17 protein-coding genes are annotated in these 19,895 nt (G+C 66.6%); 12 read left to right on the top strand and 5 right to left on the bottom strand.

The genetic code is table 11. From position 1 onward, the window contains the following. The first annotated feature begins 634 nt into the window (after positions 1-634). Positions 635-1,090, top strand: coding sequence for a fasciclin domain-containing protein (locus QW881_RS31785; RefSeq protein WP_316159236.1), 456 nt, complete (start codon positions 635-637; stop codon positions 1,088-1,090). 217 nt (positions 1,091-1,307) lie between these two features. Here QW881_RS31785 and QW881_RS31790 read toward each other — a convergent pair whose 3' ends face one another. Further along, positions 1,308-2,447 carry an acyl-CoA dehydrogenase family protein gene (locus tag QW881_RS31790; RefSeq protein WP_315759437.1) on the bottom strand — a complete coding sequence of 380 codons (1,140 nt, stop codon included), beginning with the start codon at positions 2,445-2,447 and terminating at the stop codon, positions 1,308-1,310. A 144-nt stretch (positions 2,448-2,591) separates the two neighbouring features. Beyond that, complete coding sequence (locus QW881_RS31795) at positions 2,592-3,776, bottom strand: acyl-CoA dehydrogenase family protein (RefSeq protein ID WP_315759436.1); 1,185 nt, start codon at positions 3,774-3,776, stop codon at positions 2,592-2,594. A gap of 171 nt (positions 3,777-3,947) precedes the next feature. Between QW881_RS31795 and QW881_RS31800 the strand changes: the two genes are divergently transcribed. After that, positions 3,948-4,493, top strand: a complete 546-nt coding sequence (locus tag QW881_RS31800) for a carboxymuconolactone decarboxylase family protein (RefSeq protein WP_315759435.1) — start codon at positions 3,948-3,950, stop codon at positions 4,491-4,493. Positions 4,494-4,908: 415 nt separating this feature from the next. Here the strand turns inward: QW881_RS31800 and QW881_RS31805 are convergent, their stop codons facing one another. After that, positions 4,909-6,150, bottom strand: coding sequence for an MFS transporter (locus QW881_RS31805; protein ID WP_315759434.1), 1,242 nt, complete (start codon positions 6,148-6,150; stop codon positions 4,909-4,911). 210 nt (positions 6,151-6,360) lie between these two features. Between QW881_RS31805 and QW881_RS31810 the strand changes: the two genes are divergently transcribed. Beyond that, on the top strand, positions 6,361-8,427 hold the full coding sequence (locus tag QW881_RS31810; protein WP_315759433.1) for a prolyl oligopeptidase family serine peptidase: 2,067 nt from the start codon (positions 6,361-6,363) through the stop codon (positions 8,425-8,427). Between the two features lie 113 nt (positions 8,428-8,540). Here the strand turns inward: QW881_RS31810 and QW881_RS31815 are convergent, their stop codons facing one another. After that, positions 8,541-9,218, bottom strand: a complete 678-nt coding sequence (locus tag QW881_RS31815) for a DUF938 domain-containing protein (RefSeq protein ID WP_315759432.1) — start codon at positions 9,216-9,218, stop codon at positions 8,541-8,543. A gap of 188 nt (positions 9,219-9,406) precedes the next feature. Here QW881_RS31815 and soxX point away from each other — a divergent pair, with 188 nt between their 5' ends. From soxX to QW881_RS31860, 9 genes are all read left to right on the top strand, one after another. Next, positions 9,407-9,700 carry a sulfur oxidation c-type cytochrome SoxX gene (gene soxX / locus QW881_RS31820; protein ID WP_315717170.1) on the top strand — a complete coding sequence of 98 codons (294 nt, stop codon included), beginning with the start codon at positions 9,407-9,409 and terminating at the stop codon, positions 9,698-9,700. Between the two features lie 18 nt (positions 9,701-9,718). Next, the gene (gene soxY / locus QW881_RS31825) at positions 9,719-10,213 is read left to right on the top strand and encodes a thiosulfate oxidation carrier protein SoxY (RefSeq protein WP_315759431.1); all 495 of its coding nucleotides are present in this window, start codon (positions 9,719-9,721) and stop codon (positions 10,211-10,213) included. A gap of 15 nt (positions 10,214-10,228) precedes the next feature. Next, positions 10,229-10,540, top strand: a complete 312-nt coding sequence (gene soxZ, locus QW881_RS31830) for a thiosulfate oxidation carrier complex protein SoxZ (RefSeq protein ID WP_315740567.1) — start codon at positions 10,229-10,231, stop codon at positions 10,538-10,540. Beyond that, positions 10,537-11,385, top strand: coding sequence for a sulfur oxidation c-type cytochrome SoxA (gene soxA, locus QW881_RS31835; RefSeq protein ID WP_315759429.1), 849 nt, complete (start codon positions 10,537-10,539; stop codon positions 11,383-11,385). The genes soxZ and soxA overlap by 4 nt, the downstream gene beginning before the upstream one ends. Positions 11,386-11,408: 23 nt before the next feature. Continuing rightward, on the top strand, positions 11,409-11,711 hold the full coding sequence (locus tag QW881_RS31840; RefSeq protein WP_409999049.1) for a hypothetical protein: 303 nt from the start codon (positions 11,409-11,411) through the stop codon (positions 11,709-11,711). Positions 11,712-11,847: 136 nt separating this feature from the next. Further along, entirely contained in the window at positions 11,848-13,596 is a 1,749-nt protein-coding gene (gene soxB, locus QW881_RS31845) for a thiosulfohydrolase SoxB (protein ID WP_315759427.1), read from the top strand. Positions 13,597-13,701: 105 nt separating this feature from the next. Further along, positions 13,702-14,739 carry an MBL fold metallo-hydrolase gene (locus tag QW881_RS31850; protein WP_315759426.1) on the top strand — a complete coding sequence of 346 codons (1,038 nt, stop codon included), beginning with the start codon at positions 13,702-13,704 and terminating at the stop codon, positions 14,737-14,739. Positions 14,740-15,203: 464 nt separating this feature from the next. After that, a complete protein-coding gene (locus QW881_RS31855; protein WP_315759425.1) occupies positions 15,204-16,421 on the top strand; it encodes an MFS transporter in 1,218 nt (405 codons plus the stop codon). Between the two features lie 235 nt (positions 16,422-16,656). Then, positions 16,657-18,375, top strand: coding sequence for an N-acyl-D-amino-acid deacylase family protein (locus QW881_RS31860; protein WP_315759424.1), 1,719 nt, complete (start codon positions 16,657-16,659; stop codon positions 18,373-18,375). Positions 18,376-18,577: 202 nt separating this feature from the next. Here QW881_RS31860 and QW881_RS31865 read toward each other — a convergent pair whose 3' ends face one another. Continuing rightward, on the bottom strand, positions 18,578-19,882 hold the full coding sequence (locus tag QW881_RS31865) for an MFS transporter (RefSeq protein ID WP_315759423.1): 1,305 nt from the start codon (positions 19,880-19,882) through the stop codon (positions 18,578-18,580). Positions 19,883-19,895 lie beyond the last annotated feature (13 nt).

The raw sequence follows: 19,895 nt of genomic DNA on the forward strand, positions 1-19,895 counted from the left end.
AACTCCCAGCCGCCTATCAGCAGACTCGGTTTAACCGAGGACAACCTCCTGAGGCTCCACAGTTAGCCACCGTCGCCGCCCGGGATCATCACCCGTCGACTTGACGCCAGCATCGGGGCGCCAGGACCACGCGCTTTCACGTCCGCATCGCCATCGTTCGTCGGCGCGATCACTCACGCTGCGATCCGATGCGTCCATCGCGTCGCCGGCCCACGTTTCGTAACGATCGCGAAGCCTCCCTCTTGCGGGCCGTGACGGCGGGGAATGTGCGGCTGATTTGCCCGACGAGACAACGCCCGTCGGGTTGCGGCAAAATGGCACGACGGGCAATGCGGATGCGCCCGCAAAGTAATTAGTCCCGCAGATCCAGGGCTCTCGCGCGATCTGCCCTGGAGGTTCGGGGAGCCGCTCACGAGTTCGTGAACTCATCCTCAAATCCATCCAATCGCAGCGATCGTAACGAGCCTGACCAATCCGGTCGGGTGATGCGCCCCTGCACAACAGGGAGAACAAGGGGTACCGAAATCCTTTTGCGCATCAGCCAACTCATCAGTTCAGTTCACAGGGAAAAACTCGAATGACGCTGGGAATCCGTTCGTTCATGGCCGGCGCGCTGATGCTGGGCGCGCTCTCCATGTCAGCAGCCGCGGCACGTGCCGCCGATATCGTCGACACCGCCGTCGGCGCCGGTCAGTTCAAGACGCTCGTCGCCGCCGCCAAGGCCGCAGGTGTCGTGCCGGTGCTGAAGAGCAAGGGTCCCTTCACCGTATTCGCACCGACCGACGCGGAGTTCGCCGCGCTGCCGCCGGGCACCGTCGAGGATCTGCTCAAGCCGAAGAACAAGGGCAAGCTCGCCGCGATCCTGAAGTATCACGTGATCCCCGGCGCGGTGAAGGCCGGCGACGTCGCCGGCAAGAAGCTGAGCGTGAAGACGGCGCAAGGCCAGCCGGTGGCCGTCAACGGCACCTTCTTCGGCGTGCAGGTCAACGACGCGCATGTGGTGCAGGCCGACGTCATGGCCTCGAACGGCATCATCCACGTCATCGACAAGGTGCTGCTGCCACCGGCCAAGACCGCGATGCATCATTGATCGAATGAGAGCGCGCCATCGGTGATGGCGCGCTCTTTTTTTTGCGAACTCTGCTGTTGTCGTCGATAGTTACTGTCGTACCCCGCGAAGGCGGGGTACCCAGTACGCTGCGGCTTGTCGGTCAATCACACCTCTCTCGGCGTACTGGATCGTCCACCTTCGCGGACGATGACAGCTGAGCGTGTGGAGTCGGCGGGGTGCCGACAAGCGGCCTTGTTTAGTACCCCCTGAGCTGAGCCAGCTGCGCTGCGTGATAGTTCGCATCGCCCAGCATCTCCTCGCAGACCCGGGCGCGCTTCATGAAGAAGCCGATGTCGAACTGGTCGGTCATGCCCATGCCGCCATGCATCTGCACGCCCTCCTGCACCGCGCGGGTCGCGGTCGCGCCCGCGCGGGCCTTGGCGACGGCCACGGCAGCCGTCGCGCCGGCGGAATCGGCGTCGAGCGTCTGCAGCGCTTTGAGCACCGCGGCGCGGGTGATCTCGATCTCGATGTAGAGCTGCGCGGCACGGTGCTGCAGCGCCTGGAATTCGCCGATCGCCTTGCCGAACTGCTTGCGCTCCTTGAGGTACGCGACGGTGCGTCCGAACACCTCCTCGCTGAGACCCACCATCTCGGAGGCGACCACGCCGCGGCCGAGATCGAGCACGCCACTCAGCACGGCCGCGCCACCATCGACCTCGCCGAGCACATGATCCGCGGTGACCTCGACATCATCGAAGCCGATGCGCGCCGCGTTGTGCGCGTCGACCATGATGGTGCGCTCGATGGCAACGCCCTTGGCCTTGGGATCGACCAGGAACAAGGTCAGGCCCTCGCGCTCGCCCGGCGCGCCCGCGCTGCGAGCGACGACAAGCAGGAGATCAGCGACGTGGCCGTCGACCACCATCGCCTTGGCGCCGTTCAGTTCGAAGCCATTGCCTGAGCGCACGGCCTGCAGGGCGGTGTGCAGAGGACGATGCTTGGCGCCTTCGTCGAGCGCGAGCGCAGCCAGCAGCGCACCGCTGGCGATCTTCGGCAGATACTCCGACTTCTGCGCCGCCGAGCCGGCGCGCGTGAGCGCCGAGGCTGACAGCACCGCGGTCGCCAGGAACGGCGACGGCATCAAGGTGCGGCCGATCTCCTCCATCACGACACCGGCCTCGACCGCACCGAGGGCGGAGCCGCCATGCTCCTCCGGCACCAGCAGGCCGGCGAAGCCCATCTCGGCGAAGGTGGCCCACAGCTCGCGCGAGAAGCCAGTCTCGTCGCGCGTGTCGCGCAGTTCGCGCAGGTGAGACACCGGCGCGTGATCTGAGATCAGGCCGCGCGCGCTGTCGCGCAGCATCGATTGTTCTTCGGTGAGGAGGAGAGGCATGGCGGCTGTCCAGTGTCGGTGTTGCTTGGAAGCGGAGCTCTATCAGCTCGCCATGGCCGGGATGTCCCGGCCATCCACGTCTCTCCTCGTGCGGATGGACGTGGATGCCCGGGTCAAGCCCGGGCATGACGGAGTTTGGGGTGACTACGCCCCCGGCAGATCGAGGATACGCTTGGCGACGATGCCGAGCATGACCTCGGAGGTGCCGCCTTCGATCGAGTTGGCCTTGGTGCGCAGCCAGGCGCGGGGCCGCGCGCCTTCCTGGGAGCGCTCGCTCTCCCATTCCAGCGCGTCGATGCCGCCTGATGACATCAGCAACTCGTGGCGGCGCTTGTTGAGCTCGGTGCCGTAGTACTTCATCGCCGACGAGAACGCCGGATGGCCCTGCCCCGCCTTGGCGAGATCGACCATGCGCTCCGCGGCCGCGGCAAGCGCGGCCTCGTCGACGTCGAACGTGGCGATGTCGGCACGCAAGAGCGCGTCGTCGAGCCGCCCCTGCGCATCGCTGCCGACAGAATCCGCCGCGACCTGGCCGAGCGGCCGGCTGCCGCCGCGCTCGCCCATGCCGGAAATCATCGCGCGCTCGTGCTGCAGCAGGTACTTCGCAACGTCCCAACCACGGTTGACGGTGCCCAGCACGTTCGCCTTGGGCACGCGGACATTGTCGAAGAAGGTCTCGCAGAATGGCGAGCGGCCGGAGATCAGGAGAATCGGCTTGGTCGACACGCCCTTCGACGTCATGTCGAACAGGATGAAGCTGATGCCGTCATGCTTCTTGGCCGCGGGATCGGTGCGCACCAGGCAGAAGATCCAGTCGGCGTAGTTGGCATACGACGTCCAGATCTTCTGGCCGTTGATGATGTAGTCGTCGCCGTCGCTTTCGGCCCGCGTCTGCAAGGAGGCGAGATCGGAGCCGGCATTCGGCTCGGAATAGCCCTGGCACCAGCGAATGAGGCCGGCGGTGATTTTGGGCAGGTGCTCGCGCTTCTGTTCGTCGGTGCCGTATTTCAGGAGCGCCGGCCCGAGCATCGAGATGCCGAACGAGGTGATCGGGGCGCGAGCGCCGATCGCCGCCATCTCCTGGCGCACGATCTTGGCCTCCTCGCCGTCGAGACCGCCGCCGCCATATTCCTTCGGCCAGTGCGGTACCGTCCAGCCCTTGTCGCGCATGCGCTCGAACCAGACGCGCTGCGGCTCGGAGGAGAATTTAGCGTTGCGGCCGCCCCAGAAGGTGTCCTCCTCGGAGGTCATCGGGCGGCGCATCTCTGGCGGACAATTGGCCTCCAGCCAGGAGCGCGTTTCGCGGCGGAATGTGTCGAGATCGGCCATGTCTGGTCCTCGCGCGTTTCCATGATTGCTGTCGTTGGGGAGACCTAACCTCAGCCATCCCCGGAATTCAACATCGATGTCGCCGCACGGTGCAGCGGCATCGCCTCCGACCTCGCCTTGCCAAGCGTTCTATGGTCATGATGCCGCCGCGTGAAATACGAGGAAACGAACATGCGCCTGAAACTTCTTTCGCCTGGCGAAATGAGCGCCGACCAGCGCCAGACCTATGACGAGTCGATCGCCAGCAAGCGCGGCTCGCCACCGCCGCCGATGATGGCCTGGCTGAACAGCCCGGAGATGGCGCGGCACGCGACGCGGCTCGGCGCCTTCCTGCGCTACGACACGGTGTTTCCGGCAGCATTGTCGGAGATCGCGATCCTGGTGACGGCGCGACACTGGACCGCGCATTACGAATGGTACGCGCACAAGCGCCTCGCATTGGCGGGCGGCCTCGACATCAAGATCATCGACGCCATCCGCGACCGCCGCACGCCGGCGTTTTCCGATCCCAAGGCGAAGATGATCTACGACGTCGCCAAGTCATTGCATGAGGGCCATGGGCTGACCGATGCGCTCTACAAGGACGCGATCGCGCTGCTCGGCGAGCGCGGCCTGGTCGAGATCATCGGCCTGTGCGGCTACTACACGATGGTCTCGATGACGCTGAACACATTCGAGTTCGACCTGCCGGAGGGCGAGGTGTGGGAGCTGAAGTGAGGCCTGAATGTGCTGAAGAGCGGTGCTGATAAGTGCGCCTCTCCTTGTAGGAGAGCGACTTTTGAGTACACATTTTCGCTCATTGGAGTCGCCATTTTGCCGCGACCGCGGTGAACTCCCCTCCCCCTTTGCGGGGAGGGGTTGGGGGTGGGGGTCCACGCGCGCTGAACGTCGTTGAGCACGCCTTTTGATATGTCCAGGGCCTCAGTGCTTCAGAAGCGTAGGAGGCCTTCCAGCCACCATGATCCTACGCGCGCAGGGACAACAGAGGCGCTCGACACAAAATGATCGCTGATGTCGGCGATGGGGGTCGATCTCTCACGGAGAGAGCACGACTCCTGGACCCCCACCCCCAACCCCTCCCCGCAAGGGGGAGGGGAGCATACTGTGTACGCCGTGCGAGCTCGCACCGCCTCTACCCCCGCTCCGCCGCATCCGCCGCCGCGAGCCGCGCATCGCGGCGCTTCGACGACCACACCAGTGCCAGCACGCACAAGCCCAGCAGCACCGGTGGGAAGACCACGAGGTTCACCGCCGACCAGCCGAAATTCGCGAGCAGTTGGCCCGACGAGAACGAGCCCAGCGCCATCAGGCCGAAGATCAGGAAATCGTTGAACGCCTGCACCTTGTTGCGCTCGGCTTGCGTATGCGTCTCCAGCACCAGCGCGGAGGCGCCGACGAAGCTGAAATTCCACCCCACCCCGAGCGCCACCAGCGTGGCCCAGAAATGCATCGCGGTGAGGCCGGACAGACCGATCACCGCTGCGACCGCTTCCAGCGCGAGGCCGACCGCGACGATGACGGGCGCGCCGAAGCGCGCGATCAGCGATCCCGTGAAGAAGCTCGGGCCGTACATCGCGACGATGTGCCATTGCAGGCCGAAATTGGAATCCGACACCGTCAGCCCGCACATCTGCATCGCCAGCGGCGCCGAAGTCATCACCAGGTTCATCACCGGATAGGCGATGGTGCCGCACAGGGCGGCTGCGATGAAGCGCGGCTGGCGCACGATCGCCGAGAGGGGCCGGCCGCCATGGAGATCGGCAGCTTCAGGCTTCGGCAGATCGACGCCGGCGACGATCCCCATCGCGACCAGCGCGACCGCCGCCTGGACCAGATAGCTGAACGCGAACAGATAGGGTTGCCAGACGTCCATGGTCCATTGCACGAGCTGCGGACCGAGCAGACCGGCGAAGATGCCGCCCGCCATCACCCACGACACCGCCTTGGGCCGGAACGTCGCGCTGGCGCCATCGGCCGCCGCGAAGCGATAGGATTGCGCGACGGCGCCATAGAGGCCGCCGAGGAACGTCGCCAGGCAGAACAGTGCGAACGAGCCGCGCAGAATCGCGAGGCAGCCGAGCACGCCGGTGACGGCGCCGCAACCGGTGCCGATCAGGAAGGCCGCCCGGCGGCCATAGCGGCGCGAAATCGTGCCGGTCGGCAGGGTGCCGGCGGCGAGGCCGACGACATACATCGAGATCGGCACGGTCGCGAGGCCGATGCTGGGCGCGATGGTGACGCCGACGATCGCGCCGGTGGCGAAGATCACGGCCGAGTTGGCGCCGGTCAGCGCCTGGGCGGCCGCGAGCCGCGCCACGTTACGGCGAGCGCGGGCATCATCGGAGGTGTCTTCGCTCACGGTCAGATCGATCATCTCAGGTATCCGGAGGCGTGGGGCGCACGCTCCCGCCTTGCTGGTTCAGCCGCACTATTGCGGGAAGCGCGCGCCCGAGGCAACGGGCGCGAACGGAGACAAGCCATGCGGCAGCGAACGCGCCACGGAGCGTGATTCGACACTCCCGACCTGCCCGGCTAATCAAGCCGGCGGTATTCTCGCGTCAACGGCGCCCGCGGAGCTTGAGCCATGTCAATCGACGATCGTCCGACCATCGCGGCGCCTGATGACGATCCGTATCTGTGGCTCGAGGAGATCGACGGCGAGCGCGCGCTCGCCTTCGTCGCTGCGCAGAACCAGCGCACGCTCGCCGCGTTCGGCGATGCGGCCTTCGAACGCGACCGCGACACGCTGGCCGCCATCCTGGATCGGCCGGACAACATCCCGTTCGTCAGCCGCCGCGGCGGGCTGCTGTACAATCAATGGAAGGACGCGGCGCATCCGCGCGGCTTGTGGCGGCGCACGACGATGGCGGAGTTCCGCAAGGCGCAACCGCAATGGGAGGACCTGCTCGACATCGACCGACTCGCTGCCGACGAAGGCGAGGACTGGGCGCTGAACGGGGTCTCGAGCCTGCCGCCGGCGCATGAGCGCGCCATCCTGAGCCTGTCGCGCGGCGGCAGCGACGCCGTGGTGCTGCGCGAGTTCGACCTCGCGACGAAGCGCTTCGTGACGGGCGGCTTCACGCTCTCGGAGGCCAAGGGCGGCGCCGCCTGGCTCGATGCCGACACCCTGCTGCTGGCGAGCGCGTTCGGCGCGGGCATGGCGACGCCGTCGGGCTACGCGCGGACGGTGCGGCGCTGGCAGCGCGGCCAGCCGGTCGAGCAGGCGGAGGTGATCTTCGCCGCCGAAGGCAGTCAGTCGACATGGGTGCATGTCGGTGTCGATCGCAGCGTCGCGCCGGCGCGGGTGTGGTTTGCCGAGGGCATCGACTTCTTCAACCAATATCTATGGCTCGGTGACGGCGGCGGGGCGCGGACCAGGCTCGACCTGCCGACCGACTGCTGGATGTCAGCGCATGGCGACTGGATGGCCATCAAGCTGCGCCAGCCCTGGACCGTCGGCGAGGTCACCCATCCCGCAGATGTGGTACTCGGTCTCCGGCTGTCGGCATTCCTTGCCGGGCGCCGCGATTTCACCCGCGTGTTCGAGCCCGCGCCGCGACGCGCGCTGCAGGGTCTGTCCTGGGCCGGCGACCGGCTGGTGCTGTCGATCCTCGACGAGCTCAGGGCAAGGTTCGAGGTGTGGACGCCGTCACCGGGGGAGTGGCGCTGCGAGCGGCTTCCCGGCCTGCCGGAGATCGCGACGGTGGACGTCTGGCGTCTCGACACCGACGAGGCCGAAAGCAACGGCGACCTGCTCGCCAACATCCAGGATCCGCTGACGCCGCCGTCGCTGCTACTGATCGAGGGCTTGGCCGCGCCGATCGTGCTGAAGCAGGCGCCTCGCACCTTCAGCGCCGAGGGGCACGTCGTCACGCGACACGAGGCGATCTCGGTGGATGGCGAGCGTATTCCCTACACCCAGACCGGGCCGGCCGAGCTCACAGGCGACGCGCCGGTGCACATGAGCGCCTATGGCGGCTTCGGTCACACGCTCCGTCCGGCCTACAATGCGGCGCTGGGCAAGCTGTGGCTCGAGCGTGGCGGCACGCTCGTGGAGGCCAACATCCGCGGCGGCGGCGAGTTCGGAACCGCCTGGCACGACGCCGGCCGCTATGCCGGCAAGCGGCTCGCGCATGATGATTTCGCCGCCGTTGCGGCCGACCTCGTCCGCCGCGGCGTCACGGTGCCGAAGCGCATCGCGGCGCAAGGCGGCTCCAATGGCGGCATCCTGATCACCAACATGCTGGTGCGCTACCCCAAGCGCTTTGGCGCATTGTTCTGCACGATCCCGCTGATCGACATGCGCCGCTACAGCAAGCTGCTCGCCGGCGCGAGCTGGATCGCCGAATATGGCGATCCCGACAGCGACGAGGATTGGAGCTGGTTGTCGACCTACTCGGCCTATCACACCGCAATGCCCGGCCAGCCCTATCCGCCGATCCTGATCGCGACCACGCGGCGCGACGACCGCGTCCATCCGGGCCACGCGCGCAAGATGACCGCCAAGCTGCAGGCCATGGGCTACGATGCCTGGTTCTACGAACCCGCCGCCGGCGGCCATGGCTACGGCACCGACAACCGCGAGCGCGCCGGCTTCATCACGTTGGGCACGCGGTTTCTGGCGCGACATGTCGGGCTGGAGATGGAGTGAGCGGCTCCCTCCGTCGTCATTGCGAGGAACCGAAGACGACGACGCAATCAGGGCCGCGACGGAAGGCTGGATTGCTTCGCTCCGCCGCGCCGCTCGCAATGACGGAGAACGCGTCACGCACCTCGCGCGAACACCAGGATCATGTTGTTGGCCGGCAACTCCACCGCTTCGCGCAAGGCGAGCCCGTGGCGCGCGGCAAGCGCTTCGAGGTCGGTGATGTCGCGCACCCCCCAGTCCGGATCGTGCTCGCGCAGGGAGGTATCGAACACGGCATTGCTGACCGCGGTGTGCTTGCCGGCGCGCTTGAACGGGCCGTAGAGCACGAGCACGCCGTCCGCCGACAGCGCCTGCCCGGCGCCGGCGAACAATCCCTCCGCCACCGACCACGGCGCGATGTGAATCACATTGGCGCAAAAGATCGCGGTGAGCTGCGAAGGCCCGCCCGCGGCGCGGAACGTCGCAGGCCAGCCGGGATCTGACAGGTCGATGCGCTGGGCATCACGGATGTTCGACAGCCCGGCATGCCTTCGCCACGCCGCGATGCTGGCGAGGTGATTGGCGTTGAGATCGCTCGGCCACCACGTCAGATCCGGCCGCTGGGAGGCGAAATGCACGACATGCTGGCCGGTGCCACTGCCGGCCTCCAGCACGTCGCCGGTCTTGCCCGCGAGCAGCCGTCCCAACACCGCCCAGATCGGCTGGTGGTTGCGGTGGAAGGCGGCCGCGTCCAGCCGTCCGTCCGGTTCCACCGGCCGGCCGTCCCGGCCGAACTCCACGACATACTCCGCCATGCCCATTCTCCCGGCCGCCCCATGAACGGCCTCGTTAACCGCGTTGCGGCGGCCACCATAGCTGCATTGTCAGCCGATGGTCTTTATGCTTTGCAGCGCCTATATTGCCGAGATCACCGAGACGTCGGAACTCCACCTTGATCACACCTGTCCTGCGTACCGCCCTGGCGATGGGGCTCTCGCTCGCCATGTCCATGGCCGCTCACGCCCAGTCCGGTGCCGTCGACGGCCAGAAGCTCGCCTTCGACCGCGGCAAGGGCAACTGCCTGACCTGCCACGAGATCAAGGGCGGCGACCTGCCGGGCTCGATCGGCCCGAAGCTGGAGAACCTCAAGGCAAGATACGACCGCGCCGAGCTGATCGCGATTCTCAACGACGAGACCAGGCGCAATCCGCTGACGGTGATGCCGCCGTTCGGCCGCAACCGCATCCTGACCGAGCAGGAAATCAGCGCCATCGTCGACTTCCTGCAGACCCTCTGATTCCGTTTGGAGACCGCCATGACTGCCTCGTTCGGCCCGTTGGCCCACCGCCGCCTGTTTCTGAAGGGCGCCGGCCTCGTCGCGCTGATCGGCCTCGGCAACGCCGTGCTGCACGCCGCGCCCGCCTTCGCCGCGACCAACGACAACAAATATCCGGAAGACGCCTTCAAGCAGAAGAATGCGCCTGACGCGGTCAAGGCGCTGTATGGCCGCGACCACGAAGCGTCCGACAAGATCAAGCTGGACGCGCCGGAGATCGCCGAGAACGGCGGCGTGGTGCCGATCGCGGTGAGCACGAGCCTGCCGAACGTCACCTCGATCGCCTTCATCGTCAGCGAGAATCCGTTCGCGCTGGCAGCGTCGTACCACATTCCCGACGGCACCGTGCCCGCCGTGGCGAACCGGCTCAAGATGGCCAAGACCTCCAACGTGATCGCGCTCGTCGAATCCGGCGGCAAGCTCTACAGCGCGACCAAGGAGGTCAAGGTCACCGTCGGCGGCTGCGGCGGCTAAGGTCAGGAGATCATCATGGCATCGAGCATCCGCGTCCGCGCCGTCCTGAACGGCGACATCGCCGAGGTCCAGACCCTGATCCAGCACCCGATGGATACGGGCCTGGTCAAGGACGCCAAGGGCGAGTTGATCCCGGCGCACTACATCCAGCAACTCACCTTCGTGCACAAGGACAAGACGGTGTTCCTGGCCGATTGGGGCACCGCGGTGTCGAAGGACCCCTATGTCAAGTTCGCCTTCAAGGGCGCGGCCAAGGGCGACGAGCTCAAGGTGAGCTGGGTCGACAGCAAGGGCGCGACCGACAGCCTGACGGCGACGATCCAATGAGGGCGCTGCGCCTCGCGCTGACTGTCGCGGCCGCGCTCGCTCTCGGCGCCTCCGGCGCTGCGGCCGCGGACAAGCCGAACCCGGCTGCCGACGCCAAGGCGTTCCAGGATTACTTCGTCAAGAAGTTTCCGAAGGTGGCGTTCGACGATTTCGTCAACGGGCCGTATTCAATGAACGCCGACATGCGCAAGCAATGGGAGGAGAAGGAGCAGTTTCCGCCTTACGAGTTCGCGCTCGATGCCGGCAAGGAGATGTTCGCCAAGCCGTTCAAGAACGGCAAGACCTATGCCGACTGCTTCCCGAACGGCGGCATCGGCATCCGCCAGAATTATCCCTATTTCGACGACAAGGAAGGCAAGGTCATCACCCTCGAGCTGGCGCTGAATCGCTGCCGCGAGGCCAATGGCGAGCAGCCCTACTCCTACGTCAAGGACGAGATGGCATCGCTGACCGCCTACATGGCGTACACGTCGCGCGGCAAGCGCTTCGACATCAAGATCCCCGACGATCCGCGTGCGCTCGAGGCGTTCGAGAAGGGCAAGGAATATTTCTACACCCGCCGCGGCCAGTTGAACTTCTCCTGCGCGAGCTGCCATGTGCAGAGCCCGGGCGAGCGGATCCGCGCAGAGATCCTGGCGCCGGCGCTCGGCATCCTCAACGCGATGCCGATCTACCGCTCGGAATGGAGCGGCATGGGCACGATCAGCCGGCGCTTCGTCACCTGCAACAGCCAGACGCGCGCCGTGCCGCTGGAGCCGCAATCGGACGAATACCGCAACCTCGAATACTATCTGTCCTACGTGTCGAACGGCCTGCCGGTTTCAGGACCGGGAGCGCGGCCATGACAAATGTCAAGACAGCAAGCGTCATGAAAAAGATCGTGTTCGCCATGATGGTATCAGCGGTCAGCGCCGGCTCCGCGCGGGCCGCGTCGGAGGCCGACTATCTCGCGGCTGTCGCGGCGGCCGAGAGCGCCAACAAGGAAGCCGGACGTCTGCGCAACCAATGGACCGTGACCCAGGCCGCACTCAATGCCGCGAAGAAGGCAGCCGATTCCGGAAATTTCGATTCTGCGCTGAAATCGGCGCAGGAGGCCGAGGCGCTCGCCAAGGCCTCGATCGTCCAGGCCACCAGCGAGAAGCAGCGCTGGAAGGACATGGAGATCCGGTAGAGCATGATCCGGAAAAGTGGAAACCGGCTTTCCCTCGCACAAACGCCGAAGGCGTTTGTGCGGAGATCATGCTCAAACAAAGGGATAGATCACGACGCGATTCCATGGAATCGCATCGTGATCTAGGACGCGAGCCATGATTCGGCGCCGGGACTTTCTGCAAGCATCGGTTGCCGCCGCGCTCGCCGCGCCGGCGCTGCTGCGCAACGCCCGCGCCGCCGACACCGTCAGCCTCTACGACATCGAGAAGTTCGGCAACGCCCGCATCCTGCACATCACGGACACGCATGCGCAGCTTCGACCGCTGTTGTTCCGCGAGCCCAGCGTCAATCTCGGCATTGGCGAGATGTGGGGACGGCCGCCGCATCTGGTCGAGCGCGCCTTCCTCGACCGCTACGGCATCCGGCCCGACAGCGCGGAGGCTTACGCGTTCACCTCGTTCGAGTTCGAGAAGTACGCCGGGCGCTTCGGCCGGATGGGCGGCTTCGCGCATCTGAAAACCCTGGTCGACAAGCTGCGCGCCGATGCCGGCGACCATCGCTCGGTGCTGCTCGATGGCGGCGATCTCTGGCAGGGCACCGGACTTGCCAATGCGATGCGCGGCGCCGACATGGTGAGCGCCGCCAACCTGCTCGGCATCGACGCCATGACCGGGCACTGGGAGTTCACCTATGGCGAGGAGGCGCTGCGCGCCAACCTCGCCCGCTTCAAGGGCGAGTTCCTGGCGCAGAACGTGTTCCTGACCGAGGAGGCCGCGTTCAACGACGCCAAGGCGTTCGATCACGGCTCCGGCCGCGTGTTCAAGCCGGCCACCATCAAGGAGATCGGCGGCGCGCGCATTGCGGTGATCGGCCAGGCCTTCCCCTACGTGCCAATCGCCCATCCGCGCCGCTTCACGCCGGACTGGACGTTCGGCATCCGCGAGGAAGAGCTGCAGAAGCTGGTCGATGGCCTGCGCGGCGCCGACAAGGTCGATGCCGTGATCCTGCTGTCGCATAACGGCATGGATGTCGACCTCAAGCTCGCGAGCCGCGTCACCGGCATCGACGTCATCCTCGGCGGCCATACCCATGACGCGGTTCCGCAACCGGTCGCGGTCAGCAATGCCAAGGGCGCGACGCTCGTCACCAATGCCGGCTCCAACGGCAAATTCCTCGCCGTGCTCGATCTCGACGTCGGCAAGGGCCGCGTCGCCGACGCGCGCTACCGGCTGCTGCCCGTCTACTCGGAGCTGCTGAAGCCGGACCCGGCGATGCAGGCGCTGATCGATCAGACGCAGCAGCCGCAGGTCGCGGCCTGGAGCGAGAAGCTCGCGACGTCGGACCGGCTGCTGTACCGGCGCGGCAATTTCGAAGGCGCGACCGACGACCTGATCTGCGCGGCGCTGCGCCGCGAGCTCGATGCCGAGATCGCGCTGTCGCCCGGATTCCGCTGGGGTCCGACGCTGCTCGCGAACCAATCCATCCTGCTGGAGGACGTGCTGGCGCAGACCGCGATCACCTATCCCGAGACCTATGTGCAGCGAATGACCGGCGCAGAGATCAAGGCCGTGCTCGAGGACGTCTGCGACAACCTGTTCAACGCCGATCCCTATCTGCAGCAGGGCGGCGACATGGTGCGCACGGGCGGGCTGTCCTACCGTTGCGCGCCCGCCGAGCCGATCGGCCGCCGCATCTCCGATCTCACGCTCGACGATGGCCGTCCGCTGGACGCCCGCAAGAGCTACAAGGTCGCCGGCTGGGCCTCGATGAACGCACAGGACGGCAAGCCGGTTTGGGATGTGGTCGCGAGCCACCTGCGCAACGGTCAGCTGGTGCTGGTCGGAACGAACAAGGTCACGCTCTCGGGCGTCGACGGCAATCCGGGCTTTGCATCGCAATCGTGACCGCGGATTGCGCGATGCAATCCGACCTGCCGAGCGTTCGCCGCATTGGTGACATCGGGCCGGTCGTGCTAATGCCACGATCATCCAGATCGGAAGGAGGCGCTGATGATCTTCCGCCAATTGTTCGACAGCGTCTCCGGCACCTACAGCTACATCCTCGCCAGCCGCAGCGGCGGCGAGGCTGTCATCATCGATCCCGTGCTGGAGAAGGTCGAGCGCTACTGCCAGCTTTTGCGCGAGCTCGACCTGCGCCTGGTGAAGGCAGTCGACACCCACCTGCATGCGGATCACGTCACCGGCCTCGGCGCTTTGCGCGACCGAACCCATTGCGTCACCATCATGGGCGAGCAGACCAAGGCCGACGTGGTGGCGATGCGCGTCAGCGAGGGCGACCGGATCGCCATCGAGGGCATCAGCCTGGACGTGATGTACACGCCCGGGCACACCGACGATTCCTATAGTTTCGTGTTGGGCGACCGCGTCTTCACCGGCGACACGCTGCTGATCCGAGGGACCGGCCGCACCGATTTCCAGAACGGCGATGCGCGGCAGCAGTACGACTCCATCTTCAACAAGCTGCTGCGGCTGCCCGACGACACGCTGGTCTATCCCGCACACGACTACAAGGGCGACACCGTCTCCACGATCGACGAGGAGCGCCGCTACAATCCGCGCCTGCAGGTCAAGTCGGTCGACGACTACGTCGCGCTGATGGCGAATCTGAAGTTGCCGAACCCGAAGATGATGGATGTCGCGGTGCCCGCCAACATGCGCGTCGGGCTGCATCAGGACGAGTTGGCGAAGCGGGGCCTGTCGCTGTCGGCACGCGAGGCGATCGAGTGTCTGGGACGCCCCGACGTGCTGCTGGTCGATTTGCGCGAGGCCGCGGAGCGCGCCAAGCACGGCACGCTGTCCGGCGCACTGCACGCGCCCTATCCTGCGATCGAGGACAATCTCAAGCCGGGCGGTATGCTGCGCGAGGTCGCCGCCGCCACGGGCCGCCGCATTGTGTTCTTCTGCGCCTATGGCGAGCGCTCGGCGATGGCCGTGCAGACGGCACAGGCGGCGGGGCTGGCGAATACGGCGCATATTGAGGGCGGGTTGGACGCGTGGAAGAAGGCCGGCGGACCGGTGGCGCCGTAGGAGATAACGCTCTCCCACCTTTCGGCAGCCCTTGACGGCGCCCTCACGCTCCGCTGTCGTCCCGGGCAAGCCCGCTGACGCGAAGCGTCGGCGGGCGCCGACCCGGGACCCAAACCGCGTGATCTGTCTTGAGGCAGGCTGCACGTTGAACCTGCATCGCAACAAACATCCGCCGGTGGTTATGGATCCCCGCGTGCGCGGGGATGACACCGAGGTTGGCGATGCGGAGTGGCTCCCTCAGCGCGGATGCATGCAAAGCCGACACCCTACCGTGTTTCCTCTACCCCAGCCCGCAAACGCCGGCCGCGGCGCGCAGGTGCCATGCGCGGGCGTTCATGGACAATGAACCGCATTCCGATAGTGTGGCGTTGTGTCGCGCGCGCCCCTGATTTCGGGAGCATCGGCGGTTTGCCGGCAACGCGCCCTCCTTTCCATCGCTGACGCCGGGGGCCAACGGATCGACCATGGCTGACGTTCTCGCCGCACCGCAACATGCTCCGGTCCGGGCCGCCTCGCCGCTGCGCACATTGGCGCTGATCTCGCTGGCGCACTGGGTCAGCCACCTGCACATGCTGGTGCTGCCGATGCTGTTTCCCTACCTGAAGGAGAAGCTCGGCGTCGGCTACATCGAGCTCGGCTTTCCGCTCACCGTGTTCGCGGTCGTCTCGGCCCTGACCCAGGCGCCCGTCGGCTATCTGGTCGACCGCGCCGGTGCCCGCCGCATCCTGCTGATCGGCCTGACGCTCGGTGGCCTGTCGCTGGCGATGCTCGGCGTCTATCTGAGCTATGCCAGCCTTGTCCTCTCGGCGGTGCTGCTGGGCCTCGCGAACGCGGTCTATCATCCTTCCGACTACGCGCTGCTGGCCGCGCACATGGAAGAGAAGCGCATGGGCCGCGCGTTCGGTGTGCATACCTTCGCCGGCTATCTCGGCGGCGCCGTCGCGCCCGCCGTGATGGCGGCGCTGGTCACCACCGTCGGCGGCTCCGGCGCGCTGATCGCGGCCGGCCTGGTCGGACCGCTCGCCGCGCTGCTGCTGCTCGTCGGCAACGTGCCCGAGGTGCCGCCGCATCCGCATCACACCAGCGCCGACGGCAGCAAGGTGAAACAGCCCAGCCTGCTGACGCCGATGCTGATGCTGCTGACCGTGTTCTTCATGCTGCTCAGCCTGTCCAACGCCGGCATCGCCAGCTTCGGCGTTGTCGCGCTCATGAACGGCTACGGCATCTCGTTCTCGACCGCCAACATCGCACTGACCGCGTTCCTTGGCGCCAGCGCCGTCGGCGTGCTCGCCGGCGGCCAGCTCGCCGACCGCATCCGCCATCACAACCTGGTCGCGGCCGTCGCCTATGCGATCAACGCCGTGCTGGTGCTGATGATCACTTTCATCAACCTGCCGACCGTGCTGCTCACGGCGATCATGCTGGTCGCGGGCTTCATGAGCGGCGTGATCGCGCCGTCGCGCGACATGCTGGTGCGCAACGCCGCCCCTCCGGGTGCCGCCGGCCGCGCCTTCGGCATCGTCTCCACCGGCTTCAACTTCGCCGGCGTGGTCAGTCCGCTGCTGTTCGGCTGGATCATGGACATGAACGCGCCGCGCTGGGTTTTCGGCGCCTCCGTCGTGTTCATGCTGCTGACCATCGTGCTCGCGTTCTTCACCGAGCCGAGGAAGGCGAAGGCGTAGCCGCCGTCGAAGGGTGGTGGGCTGTTAGTTTGTCGGCGCTGCCCAACATAGCGCCCTCTTCCCTTGTGGGGAGAGGTCGCAGCAATGGGCACGGCTCGGTCTCCGCGATCTCGGACCTACTCGCGGCGCCCGCGTGTGCTTCGCTGCGCAATGCAGCCGTCTTTTCCCGCGTGTTGACATCATCGCGCGCCCGCCGATGATGTCCCGATAACGACAATATCGGGGAAGACACGCCATGACGCAGCCAGATCTCGTGATCCGCGGCGGAACCGTTGCCGATGGCTCCGGCGGCGAGCTCTATGAGGCTGATGTGGCGATTGCGGATGGCCGCATCGTTGCCGTCGGCAAGGTCAATGCGACCGGCCGAGAGGAGATCGACGCACGCGGCAAACTTGTGACCCCAGGCTTCGTCGACGTTCACACCCATTACGACGGCCAAGTGACCTGGAGCCACGACATCTCGCCGTCGTCGCAGAACGGCGTCACCACCGCGATCATGGGCAATTGCGGTGTCGGCTTCGCGCCGTGCCGGCCAGCCGATCATCAGCGGCTGATCCAGCTGATGGAGGGCGTCGAGGACATTCCCGAGCCGGTGCTCGAAGCCGGCATTCCCTGGGAATGGGAGAGCTTTCCGGACTACATGGAGTGGCTCGGCAAGCGCGCGTTCGATCTCGACATCGGCGCGCAGCTGCCGCATGCGGCGCTGCGTGTCTATGTGATGGGCGAGCGCGGCGCGCGCCGTGATCCTGCCACCGTCGACGACAATCGCGCCATGGCGGCGCTGGCGCGCGATGCGGTCAAGGCCGGCGCGCTCGGCTTCTCGACCTCGCGCACGCTCAATCATCGGACCTCGACCGGCGACTACACACCGACCCTGAAGGCCGGCGAGGACGAGCTGACGACGATCGCGCAGGCCATGCACAGCGCCGGCCGCAGCGTGCTGCAATTCGTGCTCGACATCTCCACGATCCACGAAGACCTGCCGATGATGCTGCGCATCGCCGACGCGACGAAATGTCCGATCTCGTTCTCGGTGACCCAGAACGACCGCGCGCCGCAGCGCTGGCGGCAGACGCTGGCCGAGATCAACGCCGCCGCCGCGCGCGGCCTGTCGGTGACGGCGCAGATCGCGGCGCGCCCGGTCGGGCTGCTGCTTGGGCTGGAGCTGTCGCGCAACCCGCTGCAGACGCATCCGAGCTACCAGGCGATCGCGCATCTGCCGCTGGCGGAGCGCGTCGCGCGGATGCGCGATTCGGAGCTGCGCGCGGCCATCCTGGGCGAGCAGGCCAGCGCGACCGACGACCCGCTGTTCTTCAAGCCGAACTACGACAAGATGTACCTGCTCGGCGATCCGCCGGACTATGAGCAGCCGCCGGAGCGGTCGCTTGGCGCCCAGGCCCGCGCGCGCGGCTGTCGCCCCGAGGAGCTGGCCTATGACGCGATGCTGACGGACAACGGACGGGGCATGCTCTACGTGCCGTTCCTGAACTATTCCGACGGCAATCTCGATGCCACTTATGAGATGCTGCGCGATCCGCGCAGCGTGCCGGGCCTGAGCGATGGCGGCGCGCATTGCGGCATCATCTGCGATGCCAGCTTCCCGACCTATCTGCTGACGCACTGGACCCGCGACCGCAAGCGCGGCGACAGACTGTCGATTCCCTTCGTCGTCGCCGCGCAGTCGCGCAAGACCGCGCTCTCGGTCGGCCTCGACGATCGCGGCCTGCTCGCGCCAGGCTACAAGGCGGATATCAACGTCATCGACTACGACCGGCTGCACCTGCATCCGCCGAAGGTGCACTACGACCTGCCGGTCGGCGGTCGCCGCCTGATGCAGGATGTCGACGGCTATGAGGCGACGATCGTGTCGGGCGTGGTGACGCGCCGCCACGGCGAGGCGACGGGCGCGCGGCCGGGTCGACTGGTCAGGGGTGCGCGAAGCGGGGTGCAATAAGGCTCTCGGCTGTCACGCTCCTGGCCGCCCGCGAAATCCTCGGTGTCGTCATGCCCCGCGCAGGCGCGGGCATCCGTTATACGGCGGCTTGTCGGCCCATGCACAACCGCCTCTGGAATACTGGGTCCCCCGGTCAAGCCGGGGGACGACGGTCGTGATCATGGCAACCTGCGTTGCCCAAGGCCGAGCTCTAAACCAGCGCTCACGCAAATTCCGGCGCGACAGCCTGATGCGCCTGCAGGCGGGTGCGTTCGCTGTTCGGCCAGAGCAGGGCCAGGCCGAGGAGGCCGGAGATCACCATGATCACCGCGTTGATGGTGAAGCCGGACATGTAGCCTTCGAGCAGGCTGCCGGAGGCCTGGATCATCTTGCCCATCACGAGGGGCGCAACGATGCCGGCGAGCGTATAGAGCGCGCCGTAGATCGCCATGGCGGCGCCGCGCTGCGCGACCGGGGTGAACTCGCCGATCATCGGCGGGCAGACGACGTAGATCGAGCCGCACAATCCCGATCCGACCACGAGCAGTGCGATCTTTGCCGAAGCGGCGTCGACATGCGGCATCATCGCCATCAGCCCGCCGCCGATCACGAGCGGCGTCGCGCCGAGCACGCCACGGGCCATGCGCGTGGAGACGCCACGCGCCATCAGCGTCTGCGACACAAAGCCCGTGGTCAGCACCACGCACGCGCCGAAGATCCAGGGCAGGATCGAGATGAAGCCGGCCTGCTGCTGCGAGAAGCCGAGGCCTTTCACCAGGAACGGCGTGAACCAAGTCAGCCCGAGCGACAGCGCCCAATAGGCGCCGAAGGTCGCGGCGACGCAGCCGACGAAGGTCCGCGACGTCAGCAGTGGCAGATAGGGAACGCGCCGCTCGCGCAATCCGGCGAGCTCGACCTCCGCCAGCGGCCCTTCCTTGCCCAGCCACAGCCACGCCACGCTCCACATCAGCCCGACCACGCCGAGTGCGCCGAAGGCATAGTGCCAGCCGTGATTCACGATGATCCAGTTCAGCGCCGGCACCGCGAGAATGACGCCGAAGGCCGAGCCTTGCGACAGGATCGCCGTGGGCATCGCACGTTTCTCGTCGGGGAACCATTTGTAGACCGCGTGCACGGCGACCGACGCCGCGGGACCTTCGCCGGCGCCGAGAATGATGCGGCAGATCAGCAGCGTGGTGAAGCCGACGGTGCCGACCATCGGGAATTGTGCCACCGCCCAGATCAGCGCCAGCACCAGCAGCACCCAGCGCGTCGGAACCCGGTTGACGACGAAGCCGACGACGATGGCCGAGATCGAGAACAGGAAGAAGAAGGACGAGCCCAGCAGGCCGAACTGCTCGGCGTTCAGATTGAGCTCGGTCATGATCGGCACGCCGGCGAGCCCGACCACGATCTTGTCGGCGAAGTTCACCAGCATGAACAGGAACAGCAGGAAGGTGATCTTCCAGGCGCCTTTCGGCGTCGCGCTTGCGCGGGATGTGCCCTTCAGCGTCGTTGGCGCGGCCATGGTCCTTCCCCAT

The organism is Bradyrhizobium sp. SZCCHNS3016, from assembly GCF_032484535.1.
Classification (GTDB): Bacteria; Pseudomonadota; Alphaproteobacteria; order Rhizobiales; family Xanthobacteraceae; genus Bradyrhizobium.